Origin of the sequence: Xenorhabdus hominickii (genome assembly GCF_002632725.1) — a bacterium.
Taxonomy (GTDB): domain Bacteria; phylum Pseudomonadota; class Gammaproteobacteria; order Enterobacterales; family Enterobacteriaceae; genus Xenorhabdus; species Xenorhabdus hominickii.
On the sequence record NZ_NJAI01000046.1, the window covers coordinates 1 to 1,233 of the forward strand.

The following is a 1,233-nucleotide window of genomic DNA, read 5'->3' on the forward strand; positions in this document are numbered from 1 at the left end:
TGACACCGTGTAATTTGGCAAATTCGGACTGGTTCATCTGTTACCCTCGTGTTACCTGTTACCCAAATTTCAAAATTTTGTAGCTAGTGAAATATCGCGGCGCGCAATGCCCGTGATATATCAAAGGCTTAGGAAGGACCCAAAAAATTATGCGGGTTACCATCTCTGTTACCTCACGTTACCCGACTTCTTTTGCCTCCGGCGCTGTATCATCAGCGTCTGCTACTCCCGCTTTCATGTAATACTCTACACTTGACATGAGGTTTTCTTTTTGCGCATTCACAATATGCTCGTAGACTAAAGCCACTCTCATTTCAAGGGTTATAGGGTGTCCAACCTCTCTCTTTATTGGTTGACTAGGGTCAAAAATATTAGCCACCTTTAGATAGTTTTTACCAGAATCACACCAAGGCACATAAAGGCTTGATTCAATAATTAGAAGTTCGTCCTTTTTATAAACTCTAACGTTTATGTTATCTCTCAGCTTATCTTTAAATTCTTTAAAAGCATCGGCAACGCCTCCTTCACTTTCGTCGACAGAAGGCGCTGCGGCATCAGCGTCAGCAACTCCTGCTTTAATAAGAACAGACAGAAGTTCTTGCCTGCTCATCGATTTCAGGCGAGCGATAGCTTCTTGCGCTAGCTGCATTTGAGTTTCCATATAACACGCCTTATAAGTTTGTTGGGACCGCGGTCCCAGTTCATATTTTTGAGACCAGATTAGCCATTGTGAGCGCGGCTAAGGTCTCTAACTCTTTGTTCCGCTGTTTGAGTATGTCCTCAAAATCAGCGGGTCCTTTCTGCTTGCAGCCGTATACCGTACCGCAAGTCATATCCGCCTGAGTATCAATACCACCGACCAATATACAATCGCACAGCTTGACATTCTTGCCCGCGTCTTCATCTTCTTCATCGCTTCCGCTGCCCCTTTTAGGATCTTCTGTTTCAAGCGCGATAAAGCTGTCCCTAATATTTCGGGCGATGTATTTCGCCCTGCTCTCATCAATATAGCGGCGAGACTCCATTTCTATATTGAGTGCATTCACTAAAGCTTCTCGTGCTGCCTGTTGTGATTCATAGGGTAATTGTTTGAATTTCATCATTAAGTTCCTTATATTGGTTTAACTGGGACCGCGGTCCCAGTTACTACTTAGCCGTTCGTATCGCCTCATCCAACGCTTGACTGATAGCAGCAGGCATCAACGATTGAGCCATTTGTTGCGCCCGTTCCTG

The 1,233-nt window shown here is 44.7% G+C and carries 2 protein-coding genes; both read right to left on the reverse strand.

The window, feature by feature from the left end; translation table 11 throughout:
* Positions 1-178: 178 nt before the first annotated feature.
* The gene (locus Xhom_RS24910) at positions 179-661 is read right to left on the reverse strand and encodes a hypothetical protein (RefSeq protein ID WP_069316227.1); all 483 of its coding nucleotides are present in this window, start codon (positions 659-661) and stop codon (positions 179-181) included.
* 40 nt (positions 662-701) lie between these two features.
* Complete coding sequence (locus tag Xhom_RS24915) at positions 702-1,103, reverse strand: hypothetical protein (RefSeq protein WP_145957524.1); 402 nt, start codon at positions 1,101-1,103, stop codon at positions 702-704.
* Between the last annotated feature and the right edge of the window lie 130 nt (positions 1,104-1,233).

Coding starts and splice junctions, on each gene's coding strand:
- Xhom_RS24910 (WP_069316227.1), bottom strand. CDS start 661: ATGGAAACTCAAATGCAGCTAGCGCAAGAAGCTATCGCTCGCCTGAAA.
- Xhom_RS24915 (WP_145957524.1), bottom strand. CDS start 1,103: ATGATGAAATTCAAACAATTACCCTATGAATCACAACAGGCAGCACGA.